A 19,983-nucleotide genomic window follows, 5' to 3' on the forward strand; every position below is an offset into this window, starting at 1 on the left:
CGTCGCTTTGAGAACCGCCGCGATGATCCGCTTGTCGATGAGGCGCTTCGAACCTTGAGCAGCAGTTTAGCCATCCGTGAACATGCAGATACGCCCCAAGGAGCCGACTCTATGACAGCACATGCCCGTAACCATTCTGAAACCTATGTTAACAACACCAAACCGGTTGATTCTTCCGGCCCGACCGTTCTCACCGACGAAGACAAGCTAGGTCGAGAGGCCCGCCGTGTCCTACGCCGGTTGTCGGAGACAGGTGCGGTTCTGGCTTTGGCCGCCGACATGGATAAAGCTGTGGTCCTACGCACGCTTAACGATGGTCCGCCAACCCGTACGGCGGTTGTCTCGCGGGATGTGGCGCAGGCTTTTGCTTTGAAGGACTGGATTAGCTGCGCGCGCACGGGCCGTGTCTCAAGCTACACGATTACTGCTGCAGGTCGTTCTGCCTTGAAGCAATATTTGTCTCAAGATCTGGAGCGAAAGCGCAGCGCCAAAGGGTCTCATGACGGGCGATCCCCCTTCGTGGATGCAGATGGTGGCACTGCCTTTGCCCGTCCGATGACGTCGGAAAGCCCTCTGGCGATGCTCGCGCGTCGCCGCGACAAAGAAGGGCGGGCCTTTCTTGCCCCAGAGCTGGTTCAGGCCGGTGAGCGGTTTCGCGAAGACTATGAACTGGCTCAGATGGGGCAGGGCGCCGCGCAACATTGGGATCGTTTCATGGCCTCTGGTGATCGCAACGAGTTGATCGGCGACGACAGCATGTCATCGGGGCCGCGTGCCGCGAGATCGCGCATCGTCGCGGCGCTTGATGATCTGGGGCCGGGCCTGAGTGACATCATCATGCGGTGTTGCTGCTTTCTTGAGGGGTTGGAGACCGCGGAGAAACGTATGGGGTGGTCGGCGCGCTCTGGGAAAGTCGTGTTGCGCATCGCCTTGCAACGGTTGCATCGCCACTATGTCGAAGAAAATGGCCATATGAACGCGATGATTGGCTAAATCCTCGCCACGAACAGGGCGCCCATTGTCTGGCGCCTTGTTTTCGGGGGCAGGGGGCTTGATACGTGGACCTGCGACAATACTTCGTTTAACACTGAACTAAGTTTTGTCGAATAGGCTGAAGCCGTCCAAACAGGAGCCTGAACTATGGCCACCCGCGATCTGAAAATCCCGAGCCAACGTCACCCTGAGAAGGCAAAGCGTCCCGACAACCAGCAACCGCGCAAACCTGAATGGATTCGGGTCAAAGCCCCAGTTGGAGAAGGCTATAAAGAGACGCGTGACATCATGCGCGAACATAAGCTTACGACCGTTTGCGAAGAAGCCGGTTGCCCGAATGTCGGTGAATGTTGGAACCAAGGCCACGCCACAATGATGATCATGGGCGAGGTATGCACGCGGGCCTGCACCTTCTGCAACATCGCAACCGGCAAGCCCCCAGAAGCCTTGGATGTGTTCGAGCCAGGTCGCGTGGCGGATGCGGTGAAGAAGTTGGGGTTGAACCATGTTGTGATCACATCAGTGGACCGTGACGATATTGAAGACGGCGGCGCAGAGCATTTCGCCCAAACCATTCGGGCCATCCGCCGTCAATCCCCCAACACAACAATCGAAATTTTGACGCCCGACTTTATTCGCTGCGACCCCAGCGTGTTGGAGATCGTCGTTGAAGCGCGGCCCGATGTGTTTAACCACAATCTCGAAACCGTCCCGGGGCTATATCCTGAAGTGCGCCCGGGCGCGCGCTACTTTCATTCCCTGCGGTTGCTACAGCGCGTGAAAGAGCTGGACCCGTCGATGTTCACCAAATCCGGCATCATGGTGGGCCTTGGCGAAGACCGTCAATCTGTAATGCAGGTTATGGAAGACATGCGCGCCGCGGATATTGATTTCCTGACAATCGGGCAATATTTGCAGCCCACGCCCAAGCATCACCGCGTTGATCGCTTTGTCACTCCTGACGAGTTTGCCGCCTATGAGAAAGCGGCCTTCGGCAAGGGGTTCTTGATGGTTTCGGCGTCGCCTTTGACGAGATCCAGCTACCACGCAGGAGATGATTTCGCGAAGCTTCGCGATGCGCGTTTGGCCAAAATTGGCAAAGCCTAAGGGCTAAAACGAGGGGCGCGCGGCATACGATCTTGTTGCGCCCATTCCGGCCAGCCGATGTAATGCTCTATCAACGCGATAGCGATGCAAACGGCAATCAGGCCGACCACCAACTTGACGCGGCGCTCTGAAGGTGGACGGCGGGCCCAGATGGAGGCACGCAGCAGCCATCGCCAATTCATGTGAAGCGCACTTTGCCGATGTAGGGCAGGTTGCGGTTGCGCTGCGCGTAATCGATGCCGTAGCCCACGACGAATTTATCGGGAATTTCGAAGCCGGTCCAAGTTGCTCGAATGTCAACTTCACGACGGGTGGGCTTATCCAGCAAGGCAATGGTCTCGATGCGTGCAGGGGCGCGGCTTTCGAGCAGATGCAAGACGTGAGACAATGTGAAGCCCGTATCAACGATGTCTTCGACGACCAAAACATCGCGTCCCCCGATTTCGCCGCGAAGGTCCTTGAGAATGCGAACCTCGCGTGAGCTTTCCATGCCGTCGCCATAGCTGGAGGCCTCTAGAAAATCCACTTCGACGGGAAGGTCCAATTCACGCACGAGATCGGCGATAAACACGAAGGATCCGCGCAGCAGTCCAACCACCACCAGTTTGTCTGTGTCCTCAAAACGCTCGTGAATATCGCGGGCCAATGTCTCGATGCGGGCTGCAATGGACTTGGCCGAGATCAACTCGTCAATGACATAGGGTGGGTGAGACATGTTATCCCTTGAATTTTGCGTCGGACTGGGGGACACCCGCTTGCAACCTGAGAGCAAGCAGAGCCCCTTACGCCTATGCCAAGTCACCGCGAAAAACGCAAGCTGCCCTATAGTGCAGACCAAATGTATGCCCTTGTCGCTGATGTCGCGAGCTATCCGGAGTTTCTGCCATGGTGCTCGGCTGCGCGCATTCGATCCCGCAGCCAAGAAGACGCCTTTGAAGTAATGCTTGCGGACCTTGTTATTAGCTTCAAAGTTTTTCGTGAAAGTTTTGGCAGCAAGGTAACGCTTTGGACAAGTGAGAGAAGAATAGACACCGAATACCTCGATGGACCTTTTAAATATTTGAAGAGCACTTGGAAGTTTCACGATTTAGGTGGAAATGGCTGCGAAGTAGAGTTTTATGTCGACTTCGAGTTCAAAAACCGGATTTTGCAAGGGGCGGCGGGTTTGTTTTTTAATGAAGCAATGCAACGAGTTGTCCGCGCATTCGAGGGTCGTGCCCAAAAATTATATGGTGCAAGTTTGTAACACCGTTTTCCACGCGTAATTAATTTCTTGATTTGATGGATTCCAAAATACAATGTCGCAAATGTAGTTAATTGGGCATGGTGCCCAGTGTAGTATTTATTGGTGACATAGTGGAAGTATTTTTCCAGATGAAGTTTTTCTATTGCGGAAAACCTAAAGGGATTGTGGGCAATCGAGTAAGTAAATCGCGCGAAGATTGCGAAGAAAACATATTAAAACAGTTTGAATTACTAGAGCGGGTGACATTGCCGTCATTGCGCGACCAATCCGACCCGCAGTTTCGATTGGTTCTGTTGACAAGCACGCGAATGCCGCAAGAGTGCAAGGACCACCTGACGTGGTTGCTTAACCACTACTTGCCAGGACGTTCAGAGGTATTGTTTGCGCGCCCCATGGTCGCTGGACGCGTTTTTCGAAACTATATGCAACGCTTAGGGGACGGCCCCGACACCGTCATTCAAACGCAGGTGCTGGAAGGGGATGCCTTTGGGGTCACTTTTGTCAAAACCCTGCGAGAGCATGCCATCCAAAGCTGGTCCCAAATACCGACGGAAAAGGGCCAAAGAACCGGCGGCACCTTCATGTCGTTTAAGCGTGGGTTGAAACTGCGATTGCGAGAGAACACACCAGTAGGGTTAGAGGTCACAAGTACCTCAAATGCGCCCTTTGGGTTGAGCTTGGTCGCAAGACGAACCGGCCGCTACAATCCGGAATTAATCAACCCCGACGTTCTTGGAGTGAAGCTTCCGCATGTCTCCATTCGAACACGCGATATCCATTGTATGAGGGTGGTCTCTGGCGAGAGTGCACGAAACATGCCGCCGGTCGACGAGGATATTCTAATCCAAGCGCGACAAGAATTTGGCGTCCTAAAGTCTGCCGACGCGGTCGCGCGAAAGCGGAACCGGCTCAGAGTTGCTCAAACCGTGGATGGCGTGATCGGGATGCGGCGCGCCGGATAAGCGTTAGTAGCCGCGCCAGATCCATCCACCGCCAAAGATACGGCTGGAACCTTCGTCATAGAACACACATGCTTGGCCCGGAGAAACCCCTTCTTCGGGCGTTAGCAATTCTACTTCTGCTTCGGTCGCAGAGATCGGGCGAATAATCGCCGCGGCAGGCGGACGGGTTGAGCGCACTTTGACGCCGACATGCCACTCCGCTTGGCTGTCAAACGGGGCATCCCCCAGCCAGTTGATCTCGCGCACAGGAATTTTTCGCGTTGCAAGTGCTTCCTTTGGTCCGACCACGACATGCTTTTTGTCGACATCAAGGCTGACCACATAAAGCGGCGAAGCCAGCCCGCCGATGCCAAGTCCTCGGCGCTGGCCAATTGTGTAGTGGATCACACCGTTATGTTGGCCCAACACAGTGCCATCCATATCAACCAGATCACCCGGTTCTCCGGCGCCGGGGCGGAGCTTCTCAATAACTGAAGCATAATCGCCATTCGGCACAAAACATATGTCTTGGCTGTCCGGTTTATCCGCCACCGAAAGCCCGTATTTCGCGGCAAGCGCACGGGTTTCATCCTTGGACGCCAAATGTCCAAGTGGAAAACGCAGGTAATCCAGCTGTTGTGCCGTCGTTGAAAACAAGAAGTAGCTTTGGTCACGGTTTGCATCGGCTGCCGAGTGCAATTCGGGCCCTTGATCGCCGGTTTTGCGCTGAATGTAGTGACCGGTTGCCATGCAGTCCGCATCCAGATCCTTGGCCGTTTCCAGCAAATCTTTGAACTTCACCCGCTCATTACAGCGAATGCAGGGTACTGGGGTCGCCCCGCCAAGGTAGCTGTCGGCAAATTCGTCGATGACCGCATCCTTGAACACGTTTTCATAGTCTAACACGTAATGCGGAAACCCCATGTCCTCTGCCACGCGGCGGGCATCGTGAATGTCGCGCCCCGCACAGCACGCCCCTTTCTTGGCCAATGCCGCACCGTGATCGTATAGCTGTAAGGTAACGCCGACGACGTCATACCCTTCTTCGGCCAATTGAGCCGCCACAACCGAGCTATCCACGCCTCCGGACATCGCGACAACAACGCGCGTCTCTGAGGGTGGTTTGTCAAATCCAAGTGAATTCAGACGTCCTGGGGTCCAGTCCAATGCCATTTTGGCCTCCATTGGGGGGATACGCCGGAATATAGGAAAACTTTAGCCAGTCGCAAGGCCATGCTTCACTCGACCTTAAGATTAGGGGGGCAAACTCGGTAAAGTATTAAGTATTCGGGACGATTTGCAATGTATCTGAAACGGGAAACGGGGCCGCGTATGGTCACTTTGGACGATGGCACTTCGATGAGTAGGGCCGATCTGCCGGACCGCGGCACGCGGCGGTGGGTTGCCAGTCGAAAAGCCTTGGTTGTGCGCGGGGTGGAAGCAGGTCTAATTTCGGATAAAGAAGCCTGCGAAATGTATGAATTATCTGACGAAGAACTTTTGGCGTGGCGAAATGCGTTGGCTGATCACGGAACGGCTGCTTTGAGAACAACTTCAATTCAAAATTATCGACAAAAAAATAGTTTGGACGAAAGTAGTTGAACTCGGTAACCTCAAATTAACCTTTTCCAAATTAATGTTAAGGTACTTGAGGGGACGTATAGCGGAGACCAAATAATGCGAGTTCTTCTCGTCGAAGACGATCCAACAACTGCCAAGTCCATCTCGATGATGCTGACTCACGCGAATTTAAATGTTTATTCCACTGATTTGGGGGAAGAAGGCATCGATCTGGCCAAGCTGTATGACTATGATCTGATCCTGCTAGACCTGAATTTGCCTGATATGACTGGGCATGAAGTGTTGCGGCACCTGCGGCAGGCGCGAATTGAAACTCCGATCCTGATTTTGTCTGGGGCGGATGATACCGATAGCAAATTAAAGGGCTTCGGGTTCGGGGCTGACGACTATTTAACAAAACCCTTCCACCGCGAAGAACTGGTTGCGCGAATTCATGCTATTATCAGACGCTCGAAAGGGCATTCGCAATCGGTCATCCACACCGGAAGTATTTCGGTCAACCTTGACGCAAAAACCGTCGATGTCGGAGGAACGCCTGTTCATTTGACGGGAAAAGAGTACCAGATGTTGGAGCTCTTGAGTTTGCGAAAGGGGACGACGCTAACCAAAGAGATGTTTTTGAATCATCTTTATGGCGGCATGGATGAACCAGAACTAAAAATCATTGATGTTTTCATTTGCAAGCTTCGCAAAAAATTGGCGGCTGCGACAGGTGGTGAAAACAACATCGAAACTGTTTGGGGGCGTGGATATGTTTTGCGTGATCCACAACCTGCTCTCGATTCGGATGATACCCCTCTGATTGCCGCCACCGCATAGACCTCCATCCAAAAGAAACCACTAAGAATGGCGTGCCCTAGGGCGCGCCATTTTTGGTATCCTCATTCATAGGTGATACCAATATTGTCCCACGGATGTGTTGACCTACTGGACGCCTCGGCATTCTCACAATATCAACAAGTGCGTAGGCAAGGGGGCGATCTGTGACATCTATATCTACCGTAGAGCCATCCAAACTGTCCAAACAGCAAGCAATTGAAGAGCTGGCGCGTTTGGCTTCCATGTTATCGCAGGCGGATCTCGACTATCATGGCAAGGATTCCCCTTCGATCGATGATGCCAGCTATGATGCGTTGAAGCGTCGAAACAAGGAAATCGAAAAACTATTTCCGGAGCTGAAACGCCCAGACAGTCCAACGGACAAAGTGGGTGGGCCACTGGCGGATGGGTTTTCGAAGATCAAGCACAGCATTCGCATGCTGTCCTTGGGAAACGCGTTTGAGCAGAGTGATGTTGTCGAGTTCGATCAACGTATCCGCAAGTTCCTCGGAATGGAGGACAGTGATCCATTGCAATATACCGCGGAGCCTAAGATTGACGGCTTGTCGCTTTCACTGAGGTATGAAGACGGGATATTGATCTCGGCGGCGACCCGCGGCGATGGGAGCACGGGAGAGAATGTAACTGCCAACGCGAAGATGATCTCGAATATTCCGCAAAAAATTGAAAACGCACCAAAAATTCTAGAAGTTCGCGGCGAAGTCTATATGGGGCACGCCGATTTTTCCAAGCTGAACGCCGCTCAAGAAGCGGTTGGTGGAAAGGGGTTCGCAAACCCCAGAAATGCCGCAGCCGGATCTTTGCGGCAGTTGAACGCTGACATCACAAAAGCGCGCCCGCTTTCATTTTTCGCTTATGCGTGGGGGGAGGTGTCAGACCCTTTGGCCAAAACCCAGATGTCGGCGATTGCGCGTCTGAAAGGGTTTGGGTTTGCCACAAATGATTTGACGCAGCTCTGCGATGGTCCCTCCGAGTTGGTTTCGCACTATCATCTAATTGAAACCGCGCGGTCAGATTTGGGGTATGACATTGATGGTGTGGTCTACAAAGTTAACGATCTAGAATTGCAACGGCGCTTGGGCTTTCGCTCCACCACGCCGAGATGGGCAATTGCTCATAAATTTGCAGCCGAGCTTGCATGGACCCGACTTGAAGATATCGAAATTCAGGTTGGTCGAACTGGCGCGCTTTCGCCTGTCGCGCGCTTGCAGCCGGTGACAGTGGGCGGTGTCGTTGTGTCAAATGCGACGTTGCACAATGAAGATTACATCAAAGGGGTCGACAGCAAGGGCGCAGAAATTCGCGAAGGCAAAGACATCAGAGTAGGTGACTTGGTTCAGGTCTACCGCGCGGGGGACGTGATTCCCAAGATCGCTGATGTTGACCTATCGAAGCGCGACCCAAATGCGCGGCAGTTTGATTTCCCTGAAGTCTGTCCGAAGTGCCAATCTGCGGCGGTCCGTGAAGGGGATGACGCTGTCCGGCGCTGCACGGGCGGGCTGATTTGCCCCGCTCAGGCCGTTGAAAAACTTAAGCATTTTGTCAGTCGTGGCGCATTTGATATTGAGGGTTTGGGTGCCAAGCAGATCGAGACCTTTTATCATGATGACCAGCTTCCAATTCGCGAACCCGCCGATATTTTTACGTTAAGGTCGCGGGACGATAGCGCGCTCACCAAGCTCAAAAACCGTGATGGTTGGGGGGGGACATCGTCACGAAATCTGTTCGATGCGATTGATGATCGGCGCGTTATTCCGTTGAACAAAATGATCTATGCGTTGGGTATTCGCAATGTCGGGGAAACAGCGGCAAACTTGCTCGCGCGGCACTATTTAAACTGGACTGACTTTCTTGCAGGCGTTCAAGATGCAGCCTCGCAGGCTGGTCCGGCATGGGATGATTTACTGTCAATCGACGGCGTTGGGGCGGTGATGGCAACGTCACTCACGCAGTCCCTGACCCACGAACAAGAATTCGCATCCATTGCTAGACTTGCGGAAGAATTAACGATCGAGCCCGTTGAACCTGTCGCCCAAAGCGAAAGCCCCGTGGCTGGGCAGACCGTTGTTTTTACTGGAACTTTAGAAAAGATGAGTCGCGCAGAAGCCAAAGCGCGTGCGGAGTCTCTCGGAGCGAAAGTCTCTGGCAGCGTCTCTGCCAAGACGAATTTACTGATCGCGGGCCCGGGCGCTGGATCAAAGGCGACCAAAGCTGCGGCGCTCGGCATAAAAGTGATCGATGAAGATGAATGGATCGTCCTCATCGGCGATGTGTAGGTATTATGTCAGGTCGCCCAGAAATCCTTTTCCCGCTGTTTACCGCGTTGACCGAGCTGGACGGAATAGGCCCGAAAACCGCCAAAAATTTCGAACATTTGCGGATCGAAAAGCCTCGCGATCTGCTCTTTACTCTTCCACAATCGGGGATCGATCGGGCGCTCAAAGAGTCTGTTCAAGATGCCATTTTGCCTGATGTGGTGACCGTCGAAGTCGAAATCGGAATGCATGTTCCCCCGCGTTCACGCGGGCGCCCGTATCACATCCACGTCACGGATAAGACGCTGGAGTTTCGCCTCATATTCTTCCACGCACATGGAGATTATCTAAAGAAACAACTTCCTACAGGGCAACGGCGCGTGGTGTCCGGCAGGGTTGAGATATTCGACGGGCAGGCGCAAATGGTGCATCCCGATTACATTATGACGGTCGATGAAGCCTCCGAAATTCCGGCGTTCGAGCCGATATATCCGCTGACACAAGGGGTCACTCAACGGGTCATTCACAAAGCTGCAAAATCGACGCTGACACGTGTGCCTGCACTGAGCGAATGGATTGATCCTTCGCAAAAGGCAAAGGCCAATTGGCCAGACTGGGACGACGCCATTCGGGCGGCTCATACTCCGCAAAAATTGTCCGATATCACGGCCACCGATCCGCAGCGTGAACGCTTGGCCTATGACGAATTCTTTGCCCATCAGCTAACCCTTGGGTTGGCTCGTGCGAGGGTTCGCGCAAAGCAGGGTGTTTCAAGTCAGGCGACAGGCGTGCATCAATCGCGCGTGCTTGCAGCGCTTCCCTATGCTCCAACCGGAGCGCAAACCCGCGCAATTTCCGAGATCGCCGAGGATATGGCGGCCCCAATACGGATGAACCGGCTGCTACAGGGCGATGTTGGGGCGGGGAAAACCTTGGTCGCCTTTATGGCGCTACTGGGGGCCGTTGAAGCAGGTGGGCAGGGGGTCATGATGGCGCCGACAGAAATTTTGGCCCGTCAGCATCACGAAAGCTTGGTCCCCTTGGCCGCAGACGCGGGTGTAGTGCTTCAGCTTTTGACGGGTCGCGACAAGGGATCAGAGCGAAGCGCAAAGCTCAAAGCACTGGCGTCTGGCGAAATCCATATTTTGGTGGGCACACATGCCGTTTTTCAAAAAGATGTTGAATTCAATGATTTACGACTAGCGGTCGTGGATGAGCAGCATCGTTTTGGCGTGAATCAACGCTCGGAGTTGGGCGCGAAGGGGCGCGCGGTGGATGTGTTGGTGATGACCGCGACCCCAATTCCGCGATCTTTGTCGCTGGCACAATACGGGGATATGGATATCTCTGTGCTTGATGAAAAACCGCCAGGGCGCAAAGCGATTGCCACGGCCACGGTGTCTACGGGGCGCATTGACGAGGTGGTTCAAAAGTTACGCGGCGTGATCTCAGAGGGGCGGCAGGCCTATTGGGTGTGCCCATTGGTGGAGGAAAGCGAACTCAGCGATAAAACGGCAGCCGAAGATCGGTTCAAACGGCTTCGCGCGGCCCTTGGTGAGGATGTCGTTGGGTTGGTGCATGGACAAATGCCGCCAGCGGAAAAAGATGCGGCCATGGCGAAATTCGTAGCTGGTGAGACATCGGTCTTGGTTGCAACAACGGTGATTGAGGTGGGGGTAAACGTGCCCAATGCCACCATTATGGTTATTGAACGGGCCGAGACCTTCGGTCTGGCTCAGCTACACCAATTGCGCGGGCGGGTGGGGCGCGGGGATGCGGCCTCTACCTGTTTGTTGCTGTTTCAGGATCCTTTGTCGGAAACGGCGAAGCGGCGTCTGAACATCATGCGAGAAACTGAAGACGGGTTCAGGATCTCTGAGGAAGATCTGGCAATTCGCGGCGCAGGAGATTTGATTGGCACGGCGCAAAGCGGGCTGCCTCGGTTCAGGATTGCAGATATTGAAAGTCAGGCCAGCTTGATGTCAATCGCCCAGAGTGATGCGCGCAAATTGCTGGCGGACGATCCATCACTAACATCACCGCGCGGGCAGGCCGCACGTGTTCTTCTGTGGTTGATGGAACAGGATAAGGCAATACGTTTGATTTCAGTGGGTTAGGTGAAGTAGAACGCTTCGTGCTTCTGTTTGTTCACGTTTGTTCTCAAAAAGTTCTTTACAAGTCATGAATTTAGTGAGAACAAAGGTGCAACAAAAGAAACGACTTGAGGGAGCTTTCAACATGATCAAAGATTTTCGCGACGTTCTGACCCGTTCACCCAAAGCACTTCTGCACGACGCTGCTGGAATTGCATCGATTGGCGTAATGATGACGGTCGCCCTCTACATTCCCAAATTTTTCTAAGAGTTAACTGCCTGCTGTCTTTCAATAGGTCCGACCGGTTTTCTGTCCCGATGCCCGTCGGAATACGCAATGTCCCCAACATCACCGGCTGCTTTCCGGTATGCGTAAACACCCTGACGAGACTAGCTGACTGGCCGCCGCGTCCCGCCCGGGCGCGGCGGTTTTTTTACGCGCAATTTGCGTGACTTACCTGCTCCATAGCTTCAACAGTCGCATCAATGGCCAACATGATTGATGCATGACGGTTCTTGAATTCTTTCGCCGGCAGAAGAACTTTTAACCCGTCAAAGGGGGCGTCTGGGGCAGGGCCATCTGATTTCAACATGGCTTTCAGTTGCGTTTGGGCCGTGCGAACTTCTTTTGCGGTGCGCCCAATCACGGCCGCCCCCACGACGGAGGCTGCGGCCTGACCCAAAGCGCAGGCTTTCACATCCTGCCCGAAGCCGGTGACCCGATCGTCTGCCATCGTGATATCCACGGTGATCGTGGATCCGCATAGCGGCGAGCGCCGTTTCACCGTCGCTTGCGGTTCATCCAGCCGATCTGTAAGGGGTATCTCCGCAGCGAGTGCGAGAATTTGGCCCGAATAGAGCTTGATGAGGTCGCTGTTCTCAGACATTTTCAGGTCCTGCTAGGGCTTCTAAATGTGGTTTCAATCATAGATAAGCACTAGTGCCGCGATTGCAAAAGGTAAATCCCATGACCCGTTTTGATCCCCAAACACTCATCTACAACGACCAAGGGTTGCTACCCGTGATCGCACAAGATCACGTTTCAGGGGAGGTGTTGATGTTGGCGTGGATGAATGCCGATGCGGTCGCAAAAACTTTGGAAACAAAGAAAGTGACCTATTGGTCGCGCTCGCGGCAGGCGTTTTGGGTGAAGGGCGAGACCTCAGGAAACGTCCAGACATTGGTTGACCTAAGGGTCGATTGCGACCGCGATTGCCTGCTTGCCACCGTCAATCAAACCGGCCCAGCGTGCCACACGAACCGGCGCAGCTGTTTCTACACATCCGTTGAAGATGGAACCGAGCGCGAGCTGATGAAACCCATGAGCTAGAGCCCGACTTTGGCTCTAATCTGATCAGCAGTTACCCCGTCTTCACGGTATTTTAAGATCGCGCGCGCATCGTCTCGCTTAGCGAGACGTTTTCCAGCCTCATCGCGGATCAACCTGTGGTGGTGGTAAATTGGCGTTGGCAGCCCGAGCAAATGTTGAAGCACCACGTGAATTTTGGTGGCCTCAAAAAGATCTTGCCCGCGGACCACATGTGTAATCGCTTGGGCCGCATCATCCAGCACCACGGACAGGTGATATGAGGTGCCAATGTCCCGTCGTGCCAGAACAACATCGCCAATCGCCCTGAGAACCTCCTGCCCATCAAATGCGATAAGGCCTGTTTCCCCATTCGGGCCAGCTCCCGTCTCCATAAAGGAATAGCTCTTGTCGCGAACCGCTTTTGACATGTCTAAACGCAGCGCCACGTCGTCAACAGGCGAGGGCGCCTTCACATGGGATGAGGTCTTGCGACAGGTCCCCGGATAGATAACGCCATCAGGTCCAACAGGAAGATCGCCGCCTTCTTGCGGCGCAGAGATCGCAGCTAGAATGTCTTTTCGGTTGCAGCGACATTGGAATATCGCATTCCTATCCCATAACTCCTGCAAAGCGGCGCGGTAGGCCTCATATCGGTCGGATTGGCGCAAAACAGGGGTAGGCCAGCGCAATCCCAACCAAGATAGATCGTCATAAATCTGGGCTTCCCATGCGGGTTTTGATCTGGATTGATCAATGTCCTCTATTCTCAGTAGGAATTCACCTGACAATTGCACCGCAATGTCATGCGCCCGCAGGGCAGAAAAGGCGTGGCCAAGGTGCAAAGGCCCCGTAGGGGATGGGGCGAAACGGGTTCTAACGTGCATGCGTAAAGGCTAGCATAGATGCAGCACCGCGGCCTATGCCTTAAGCGCTTCGGATTTCTCCAACCATTGCGTCCAAGCCTGCTTCGCGCGGTCTGTGTACATCTTGTACCGCGTTGCACGGTGCCTGCGGCCAGTTTTGGCCTCTTCAACCAGTGGAAATAGCCCGAAATTGACGTTCATCGGCTGGAAGGTTTTGGCATCTGCCCCCCCCGTGATGTGGGTGACCAATGCGCCCATTGCGGTTTCGGGGGCGGGTGCGTCCAGCTCATGACCCAATATTTGTGCCGCTGCATAGCGTCCTGAAAGAAGGCCCATCGCCGCCGATTCGACATATCCCTCGACACCCGTGATCTGTCCGGCAAACCGCAAATGCGGCTTTGATTTCAGGCGCATTTGATTGTCCAACAGGGTGGGAGAGTTGATAAATGTGTTGCGGTGAATGCCGCCAAGGCGTGCGAATTCAGCCTCTTCAAGGCCCGGGATCATGCGCAAAACTTCTTTTTGCGCGCCATATTTCATCTTGGTTTGGAAGCCGACGATGTTGAACAATGTGCCCAAGGCATTGTCGCGTCGCAATTGTACAATCGCATGGGCCTTCACGTCTGGTTGGTGAGGATTGGTCAAGCCCACAGGTTTCATCGGGCCAAAGCGCAGGGTCTCGCGACCGCGCTCCGCCATGACTTCGATGGGAAGGCAGCCGTCAAAGTAGCCTGCGGTTTCGCCTTCTTTGAACTCGGTCTTTTCCGAGGCCAAAAGCGCGTCGATAAATGCCTCATAGGTCTCTTTGTCCATCGGACAGTTGAGATATGCGGTGCGATCTTCTTCTGTTTCGCCCTTGTCGTAGCGCGATTGGAACCACGCTTTATCCATATTGATCGTGTCGAAATAGATAATCGGGGCGATTGCGTCAAAGAAGGCCAATGCGTCTTGGCCGGTTTCTGCAGCGATTGCACCCGCCAGCTCCGGTGATGTCAGCGGGCCGGTGGCGATGATCCAGTTGCCCTCCGTCGGGAGTGCGTCAATCGGCTCATATGAAACCGAAATATTTGGATGTGCGGTCAGCTTTTCGGTCACGGATTGGGCGAATGGATCACGGTCCACCGCCAAGGCGCTCCCTGCGGGCAATGCGTGTTTGTCCGCCATTTGCATGATGATGCCACCCGCTTGGCGCATTTCCCAATGCAACAGCCCCACAGCATTTTGCTCATGATCGTCAGAGCGGAAGGAGTTGGAGCAGACCATTTCTGCCAGATCGCCGGTGCGATGCGCGAAGGTCTCTACTTTCGGGCGCATCTCGTGGATGATCACTTTGACGCCCATGTTGGCAGCTTGCCATGCGGCTTCAGAGCCTGCCATGCCGCCACCGATGATATTAAGAATGCTATCTGTCATGCAGGGGGTTTAGTGCCGGAACACCGGTAAGGAAAGGTCAGATTAGCGCAATTCGTTCTCGTTGATCTGGGTCGGGGTAGGGGCGGTATAGACCGATGTCAGCAGTTTCAATCATATCATGAAACCGGATGTATCTTTGTTCGTCATCGTCATCCACGGATTTCCCCAAGGTCAGAAACGCTTGATCAAGTTGTGACATGCCAAGAACTTCTATTTCCAAGATGAAATCGCTGTGACGTCCAGACGCAAGGCCGAATTTCCGCCGGTGCAGTCGCCAGTTTTCAATAAGTTGGCGCTGCTTCAAGCCGTTCAGCCAATCTTCCGCCGCCGCCGCGAAGGACAAAGCCTTTGCGCCGCTGCGAAGTTCTATCATGCAGTGATACATGTTCATGGGATACCTCCGGAATACGAATGCACCGTATCCCGAAGTATCTTATCAGCCGGTTAAGCTTCGCCGGATTCCGGAGTTTCGCTGGTTTCTGGCGCCTCGTCGTCATCTCCTTGGTCGGCGATATAGGCCACCGAGACGACTTCTTCACCTTTGCCCGTGTCAAAGACCTTCACCCCACCTGCAGAGCGGGAGCGGAACGAAATTCCTTCAACCGGACAGCGGATCGACTGGCCCTTGGAGGTCGCCAACATGATCTGATCATTTATCTCGACAGGGAAGGACGCGATGATTTCCCCGCCACGCATGGCCTTGTCCATGGCTGTGACGCCCATGCCGCCGCGCCCTCGAACAGGATAGTCATGCGAGGAGCTGAGCTTGCCTGCGCCGCCCTTGGTGATGGTGAGGATCAGGTCCTCAAAGGCCGACATCTCGGCGTAGCGTTCTTGGCTGATGTCCCCTGCTGGGGCCTCTTCATCTTCCACTTCAGCATCATCTGCTAAGCCCATGACTGCACGGCGCATTTTCAGATATGCTGCACGCTCGGAGGCCTCGGCTTCAAAGTGGCGGATGACCGACATCGACACGACACTTTGGCCGTCTTGCAGCTTGATGCCACGCACACCGGTCGAGTTGCGTGACGAGAACACGCGCACGTCGGTGGAGGGGAAGCGAATGGCGCGTCCAGCGTTGGTGATCAACATGACGTCGTCACTTTCTTCACAGATGCGGGCGTTCACCAGCTCGACACCTTCGGGCAGCTTCATTGCAATCTTGCCGTTCCGCATGACGTTGGTGAAGTCTGACAAGGCGTTGCGTCGCACATCACCTGCGGTCGTGGCGAACATGATTTGCAGGTCGCTCCATTCTTTCTCGTCACGGTCCACTGGCATGATTGCAGCAATGGAAACACCGGTCGGAATAGGAAGGATGTTGACGATGGCCTTGCCCTTGGCGGTGCGACCGCCTTGCGGCAGACGCCATGTTTTCAGCTTATAGGCCATGCCGTCGGTGGTGAAGAACAACAGCTGCGTGTGGGTGTTTGCCACAAACAATTGTGTCACGACATCGTCGTCTTTGGTCGCCATGCCGGACAGGCCCTTGCCGCCACGACGTTGCGCGCGGAATTCGGCCAATGGTGTCCGTTTGATCCAGCCCGTCTGGGTGATCGTGACGACCATGTCCTCTTTCTCGATGAGGTCTTCGTCTTCCATGTCGCCAGACCAGTCCACCACTTCGGTGCGGCGAGGGACGGCGAATTGTTCTTTAACTTCAGCAAGTTCGCCGGAAATGATCTCCATGATCCGTTCGCGCGACCGCAGAATGGCGAGGTACTCGGTGATCTTCTTGGCAAGCTCTTCCAGCTCGTCCGTTACTTCCTTTACGCCGATTTGAGTCAGGCGTTGCAGGCGCAGCTCCAGAATGGCGCGGGCTTGGGTCTCCGACAGGTGGTAAGTGCCGTCGTCATTCACGGTATGGGTCGGGTCATCGATCAGCTTGATATATGCCGCAATGTCAGCCGCAGGCCATGCGCGGGTCATCAATCGGCTGCGTGCCTCTGCTGCATCGGCGGAGGAGCGGATGGTCGCGACGATTTCATCGATATTGGTGACGGCCACGGCCAAGCCACATAAGATATGGCTGCGTTCACGGGCTTTGCGCAACTCAAATGCTGTGCGGCGGGCGACAACATCTTCACGGAAGGCGATGAAGTTGGTCAAGAAGGTGCGCAGCGTCAACTGCTCTGGCTTGCCGCCGTTCAGCGCCAGCATGTTGCACGCAAAGCTGGTCTGCATCGGCGTGAAGCGGAACAATTGGTTCAACACGACCTCAGCGGTTGCATCGCGCTTCAGTTCGACCACAACGCGCACGCCGACGCGGTCGGATTCGTCTTGGACGTGGCTGATGCCTTCGATCTTCTTGTCGCGGGCAGTTTCTGCGATCCGCTCAATCATGGTGGCTTTGTTCACCTGATAGGGGATCTCGGTGATGATAATGGCGAAGCGGTCCTTGCGAATTTCTTCAACATGGGTTTTGGAGCGCACGATGACCGAGCCGCGGCCTTCGGTATAAGCCTTAATCGCACCGGATCGGCCAAGGATAATGCCGCCCGTCGGGAAATCGGGAGCGGGGACGTATTCCATCAGCTGATGTTCGTCCAGATCGGGGGATTCGATCAGCGCCAATGTCGCGTCGATCACTTCGCCCAAGTTGTGCGGCGGGATGTTCGTGGCCATGCCAACCGCGATCCCGCCAGCGCCGTTGACCAGCATATTCGGGAAACGGGCGGGCAGAACGGTCGGCTCACGGTCTTTGCCGTCGTAGTTGTCTTGGAAATCGACTGTGTCTTTTTCAATATCCGCCAGCAAGGAGCCGGCCGGCTTGTCCATGCGCACCTCTGTGTAGCGCATCGCGGCGGGGTTATCGCCGTCCATGGAGCCGAAGTTGCCTTGACCGTCCAGAAGCGGCAGCGACATGGAGAAATCCTGCGCCATACGCACCAGCGCGTCATAAATCGCGCTGTCGCCGTGGGGGTGATATTTACCCATGACGTCGCCAACTGGGCGGGCGGACTTTTTGTAGGATTTGTCATGCGTATTGCCGGTCTCATGCATCGCATAAAGAATACGGCGGTGCACCGGTTTTAGGCCGTCGCGAAGGTCGGGAATCGCACGCGAAATGATGACGCTCATGGCGTATTCGAGGAAGGAGGTCTTCATCTCATCGGAGATGTTGATCTGCGGCCCGTCGTGATGCATGCGAAACGGGGTGTTTTCTTCTTCGTTATCAGGTGTTTCCGGCGTGTCGTTCACGTAGCGTCCCATCTGTCGTTAGATGCGCCGTTAGGCGTCTATATATAGTTGATCGCACTATAGACTAACCTAGGTTTAGGGTGCAATGGGCCTCGGTGAATGAGTTCGACGCCTAGCCAAAGCGTCGCGCAGCCACCAGCCAGATTCCAGCGAGGAAGAAGGATATAATCATGTTCCATCCCGCCATGGAGATACCTGCAAGCGCCCATGCGATATCGTCGCATCGCACCAGTGGGGCGGCCATAATCGACTCCAAAAGCTGCTCTGGTGTCAGGTTGGTAATGTCACCGGAGGTACAGCTGGACGGACCTTCCCACCATTTTTGCTCCACCCCCATGTGGAACAGCCCGATTGCACCGGATGTGGCAGCTGCAAGGGCGCCCAAAATTGCGATAATGCGACTGGGGATAACCAAAAAGGCGATGCCGATGACAAAGGCGATGGCGTGCGGCCAACGTTGCCACAGGCACAGCTTGCAAGGGGGGTAGCCCATCATCTGGAACAAAAATGCGCCGCCCAACAGCAACGCAGATCCACCTGCGGCCACGGTGACGACCTGCGCGCGCGTCATGCTCATACAAACCTCACCAGTGCAAAGCCGCCCAACAAGACGGCAAGAAACAACGTCATGACAATGCCCAAACGCTTCTCGATAAAGGCGCGGATCGGATCGCCAAACTTCCACAGCAACGCCGCCACAAGGAAGAAACGCGCCCCACGCGCGATGATCGATGTGATGATAAAGGTTGTCAAAGGCATCCCAGTCCACCCCGACATGATTGTAATGACCTTATAGGGGAAGGGCGTCATCCCTGCGATCAATACGGGCCAGAACCCCATGTCATTGAAACGGGTGTTGAACTCGACCGCGGCGTCGCCTTTGCCCAAGGCCTCCAAAATCGGTTGGCCAATCTGTTCAAAGGCAAGGGCGCCGATTGCGTATCCCAGCAACCCGCCAACAACAGATGCCGCTGTTGCCAAGCCTGCGATCAGAAACGCCTTGCTTGGTCGCGCGATGATCATCGGGATCATCAAAATGTCTGGTGGGATTGGAAAGAAGGAGCTTTCCATAAAGGCCACTACAATCAATGCCCACATTGCATAGGGATGGTCCGCGAGGGACATTGTCCAGTTGTAGAGCCGTTTCATGTGCTGTCCTGCTTCGATCCAGTCGCGCTCGCTTATACCTGCTGGCTGCAAAAGGGAAGTTTGCCTTCACTGCACCATGACCTTAGAAAGGCGCAAAGTCCAGATGGGGAGTATCAGATGCGTTGGAAAGGACGGCGAGGCAGCCGAAACATAGAAGACCGTCGTATGCAATCCGGATCACGGCGTGTGGGCAAGGCGGGTGGCGTTGGCGGCATCGGGCTGATTGCTGTTTTGGTGATTGGCTACTTCTTGGGGATTGATGTCTCGCCATTGCTGCAAAATGTTGACGGGTCAGGAGGGCAGCAGGTTTCAGTCGACACGCGTATCTCGCAAGCTGACCGCGAGGCAGGGGAATTCGTCTCGGTGGTGTTGGCGGATACAGAGGAAGTCTGGAGCGAGATTTTCCAAGACCAAGTAGGCCGCGCCTATCGCCCTGCAACATTGGTGTTGTTCAAAGGTGGCACACAAAGCCCTTGCGGCGGTGCATCCGGCGCATCGGGGCCGTTTTATTGTCCCGCCGATCGCAAAGCCTATCTCGACACTGACTTCTTCACCACTTTGTCGCGCCGTCTGGGCGCCTCGGGCGATTTCGCAGCCGCCTATGTTGTCGCCCATGAAATAGCCCACCACGTGCAAAATGAGCTTGGCATCTTGGCGCAGGCCAACAAAATTCGCCAACAGGTAAGCCAAGCAGAAAGCAACGCCATCTCTGTGCGCATTGAATTGCAGGCCGATTGCCTGTCCGGCGTTTGGGCGCGTTACGCCAAGGCGCGCTTTAACGCGTTGGAACGGGGCGACCTCAAGGAAGCGGTCAATGCGGCCAAGCAGATTGGCGATGACACGTTGCAGCGCAACGCTGGACGCCGCCCTAACCCGCATAGCTTCACACATGGTACATCCGCGCAACGTCAACGCTGGTTCAAGACCGGCTATGAGAATGCCACGGTTCAAAGCTGCGATACCTTCGGGACGGATCGCCTTTAGCAACACCG

The 19,983-nt window shown here is 54.7% G+C and carries 21 protein-coding genes; 11 read left to right on the plus strand and 10 right to left on the minus strand.

Going from position 1 to position 19,983, the window contains the following annotated elements:
• The first annotated feature begins 111 nt into the window (after positions 1 to 111).
• Together Q0746_RS00145 and lipA are read left to right on the plus strand one after the other, a co-directional pair.
• Positions 112 to 993, plus strand: coding sequence for a DUF6456 domain-containing protein (locus tag Q0746_RS00145; RefSeq protein ID WP_363322713.1), 882 nt, complete (start codon positions 112 to 114; stop codon positions 991 to 993).
• 147 nt (positions 994 to 1,140) lie between these two features.
• Positions 1,141 to 2,100, plus strand: a complete 960-nt coding sequence (lipA, locus tag Q0746_RS00150; protein ID WP_298256021.1) for a lipoyl synthase — start codon at positions 1,141 to 1,143, stop codon at positions 2,098 to 2,100.
• Here the strand turns inward: lipA and Q0746_RS00155 are convergent.
• A complete protein-coding gene (locus tag Q0746_RS00155) occupies positions 2,097 to 2,282 on the minus strand; it encodes a hypothetical protein (protein WP_298256023.1) in 186 nt (61 codons plus the stop codon). The two genes, lipA and Q0746_RS00155, sit on opposite strands and share 4 nt — an antisense overlap.
• Positions 2,279 to 2,815 (minus strand): hypoxanthine phosphoribosyltransferase, encoded by a 537-nt coding sequence (gene hpt / locus Q0746_RS00160; RefSeq protein ID WP_298256025.1) that lies wholly within the window; start codon positions 2,813 to 2,815, stop codon positions 2,279 to 2,281. The genes Q0746_RS00155 and hpt overlap by 4 nt, the downstream gene beginning before the upstream one ends.
• 75 nt (positions 2,816 to 2,890) lie before the next feature.
• Between hpt and Q0746_RS00165 the strand changes: the two genes are divergently transcribed.
• Both Q0746_RS00165 and Q0746_RS00170 read left to right on the plus strand, forming a co-directional pair.
• Positions 2,891 to 3,346 carry a type II toxin-antitoxin system RatA family toxin gene (locus tag Q0746_RS00165; RefSeq protein ID WP_298256027.1) on the plus strand — a complete coding sequence of 152 codons (456 nt, stop codon included), beginning with the start codon at positions 2,891 to 2,893 and terminating at the stop codon, positions 3,344 to 3,346.
• Between the two features lie 128 nt (positions 3,347 to 3,474).
• Positions 3,475 to 4,308 carry a glycosyltransferase gene (locus Q0746_RS00170; protein WP_298256029.1) on the plus strand — a complete coding sequence of 278 codons (834 nt, stop codon included), beginning with the start codon at positions 3,475 to 3,477 and terminating at the stop codon, positions 4,306 to 4,308.
• Between the two features lie 3 nt (positions 4,309 to 4,311).
• On the opposite strand, the gene mnmA is transcribed toward Q0746_RS00170, so the two are convergent.
• Positions 4,312 to 5,460, minus strand: coding sequence for a tRNA 2-thiouridine(34) synthase MnmA (mnmA, locus tag Q0746_RS00175; protein ID WP_298256031.1), 1,149 nt, complete (start codon positions 5,458 to 5,460; stop codon positions 4,312 to 4,314).
• A gap of 129 nt (positions 5,461 to 5,589) precedes the next feature.
• Between mnmA and Q0746_RS00180 the strand changes: the two genes are divergently transcribed.
• The 5 genes from Q0746_RS00180 to Q0746_RS00200 all read left to right on the plus strand — a co-directional run bounded on the left by Q0746_RS00180 (position 5,590) and on the right by Q0746_RS00200 (position 11,324).
• Positions 5,590 to 5,889 (plus strand): DUF1153 domain-containing protein, encoded by a 300-nt coding sequence (locus Q0746_RS00180; protein WP_298256033.1) that lies wholly within the window; start codon positions 5,590 to 5,592, stop codon positions 5,887 to 5,889.
• Between the two features lie 75 nt (positions 5,890 to 5,964).
• Positions 5,965 to 6,687 carry a response regulator transcription factor CtrA gene (ctrA, locus tag Q0746_RS00185; RefSeq protein WP_298256035.1) on the plus strand — a complete coding sequence of 241 codons (723 nt, stop codon included), beginning with the start codon at positions 5,965 to 5,967 and terminating at the stop codon, positions 6,685 to 6,687.
• Between the two features lie 164 nt (positions 6,688 to 6,851).
• Positions 6,852 to 8,984, plus strand: a complete 2,133-nt coding sequence (ligA, locus tag Q0746_RS00190) for an NAD-dependent DNA ligase LigA (protein ID WP_298256037.1) — start codon at positions 6,852 to 6,854, stop codon at positions 8,982 to 8,984.
• Positions 8,985 to 8,989: 5 nt separating this feature from the next.
• Positions 8,990 to 11,080: an ATP-dependent DNA helicase RecG gene (recG, locus tag Q0746_RS00195; RefSeq protein WP_298256039.1), complete on the plus strand. Its 2,091-nt coding sequence runs from the start codon at positions 8,990 to 8,992 to the stop codon at positions 11,078 to 11,080.
• Positions 11,081 to 11,201: 121 nt separating this feature from the next.
• Positions 11,202 to 11,324, plus strand: a complete 123-nt coding sequence (locus Q0746_RS00200; RefSeq protein WP_298256041.1) for a hypothetical protein — start codon at positions 11,202 to 11,204, stop codon at positions 11,322 to 11,324.
• A 166-nt stretch (positions 11,325 to 11,490) separates the two neighbouring features.
• On the opposite strand, the gene Q0746_RS00205 is transcribed toward Q0746_RS00200, so the two are convergent.
• On the minus strand, positions 11,491 to 11,943 hold the full coding sequence (locus tag Q0746_RS00205; protein ID WP_298256043.1) for an iron-sulfur cluster assembly scaffold protein: 453 nt from the start codon (positions 11,941 to 11,943) through the stop codon (positions 11,491 to 11,493).
• Between the two features lie 80 nt (positions 11,944 to 12,023).
• Between Q0746_RS00205 and hisI the strand changes: the two genes are divergently transcribed.
• Positions 12,024 to 12,386, plus strand: coding sequence for a phosphoribosyl-AMP cyclohydrolase (gene hisI / locus Q0746_RS00210; RefSeq protein ID WP_298256044.1), 363 nt, complete (start codon positions 12,024 to 12,026; stop codon positions 12,384 to 12,386).
• Here hisI and gluQRS read toward each other — a convergent pair.
• The 6 genes from gluQRS to Q0746_RS00240 all read right to left on the minus strand — a co-directional run bounded on the left by gluQRS (position 12,383) and on the right by Q0746_RS00240 (position 18,991).
• Positions 12,383 to 13,249 (minus strand): tRNA glutamyl-Q(34) synthetase GluQRS, encoded by an 867-nt coding sequence (gluQRS, locus tag Q0746_RS00215; RefSeq protein WP_298256046.1) that lies wholly within the window; start codon positions 13,247 to 13,249, stop codon positions 12,383 to 12,385. The genes hisI and gluQRS overlap by 4 nt on opposite strands.
• Before the next feature lie 33 nt (positions 13,250 to 13,282).
• Positions 13,283 to 14,641 (minus strand): methylenetetrahydrofolate--tRNA-(uracil(54)-C(5))-methyltransferase (FADH(2)-oxidizing) TrmFO, encoded by a 1,359-nt coding sequence (gene trmFO / locus Q0746_RS00220; RefSeq protein ID WP_298256048.1) that lies wholly within the window; start codon positions 14,639 to 14,641, stop codon positions 13,283 to 13,285.
• 37 nt (positions 14,642 to 14,678) lie between these two features.
• Positions 14,679 to 15,032, minus strand: coding sequence for a DUF6614 family protein (locus tag Q0746_RS00225; protein WP_298256049.1), 354 nt, complete (start codon positions 15,030 to 15,032; stop codon positions 14,679 to 14,681).
• A gap of 53 nt (positions 15,033 to 15,085) precedes the next feature.
• Entirely contained in the window at positions 15,086 to 17,842 is a 2,757-nt protein-coding gene (gene gyrA, locus Q0746_RS00230) for a DNA gyrase subunit A (protein ID WP_298257990.1), read from the minus strand.
• Positions 17,843 to 17,954: 112 nt separating this feature from the next.
• A complete protein-coding gene (locus Q0746_RS00235; protein WP_298257993.1) occupies positions 17,955 to 18,413 on the minus strand; it encodes a disulfide bond formation protein B in 459 nt (152 codons plus the stop codon).
• A gap of 2 nt (positions 18,414 to 18,415) precedes the next feature.
• On the minus strand, positions 18,416 to 18,991 hold the full coding sequence (locus tag Q0746_RS00240; protein ID WP_298256050.1) for a YqaA family protein: 576 nt from the start codon (positions 18,989 to 18,991) through the stop codon (positions 18,416 to 18,418).
• A 117-nt stretch (positions 18,992 to 19,108) separates the two neighbouring features.
• Here Q0746_RS00240 and Q0746_RS00245 point away from each other — a divergent pair, with 117 nt between their 5' ends.
• Positions 19,109 to 19,975 carry a neutral zinc metallopeptidase gene (locus Q0746_RS00245; protein WP_298256051.1) on the plus strand — a complete coding sequence of 289 codons (867 nt, stop codon included), beginning with the start codon at positions 19,109 to 19,111 and terminating at the stop codon, positions 19,973 to 19,975.
• Positions 19,976 to 19,983 lie beyond the last annotated feature (8 nt).

The sequence above is a fragment of the uncultured Litoreibacter sp. genome, assembly GCF_947487515.1.
Taxonomy (GTDB): Bacteria; Pseudomonadota; Alphaproteobacteria; order Rhodobacterales; family Rhodobacteraceae; genus Litoreibacter.